This window comes from Campylobacter concisus, assembly GCF_002913545.1.
GTDB classification, from domain to species: Bacteria; Campylobacterota; Campylobacteria; order Campylobacterales; family Campylobacteraceae; genus Campylobacter_A; species Campylobacter_A concisus_AV.
Genome location: NZ_PPBR01000063.1, coordinates 1 through 554, shown reverse-complemented (window position 1 = coordinate 554; position 554 = coordinate 1). Strand labels below are relative to the sequence as shown.

Genomic DNA, 554 nt, shown 5'->3' with positions numbered 1-554 from the left:
TGATAAAACTCCATCCAACCGCGAGCTTAGCCCGGTAGATCAAGCTTTTCGCTATTTTATCTCACATGAAAATGCCAAATATGTCGTTGTTTCAAATTTTAACGAACTGCGCTTTTACATCGGCAATAAAACAACATTTGAAAAATTTGACCTTTTTACAGCAAGCTTTGAGGAGTTTAAGAAACTTCATTTACTGCTTAGCTTTTAGAGCTTTAGCACGGATCTACCGCTAAAGCTAAAAGAGAAATTTACCACTCACGAGCGCGAAATTTCAAATAAATTTTATAAAGACTTTAGCGCATTTAGACTCACTCTTTTTAAAAATATTTGCAAAAACAATACTAGCATTGATAAAAATAGGCTTTTAAGCCTAACTCAAAAACTATGTGATAGGTTTGTCTTTATACTATTTGCCGAAGACCGCGGACTACTAAGACTTCGCACGATAGCCGAGATAAAAGATAAATTTCAAAACCAAGTTACTGAGCTTAGTTTTTCTGACTTTTACAAAATTTACTTTAAAGCCATTGATGAAGGCAGTGAACGTCTTGATA

The 554-nt window shown here is 34.3% G+C and carries 1 protein-coding gene; it reads left to right on the top strand.

All coding sequences use genetic code 11. The features are described from left to right. On the top strand, positions 1-208 hold a 208-nt coding region (locus CYP05_RS09930), incomplete at its 5' end, for a hypothetical protein (protein ID WP_181001162.1). Positions 209-554 lie beyond the last annotated feature (346 nt).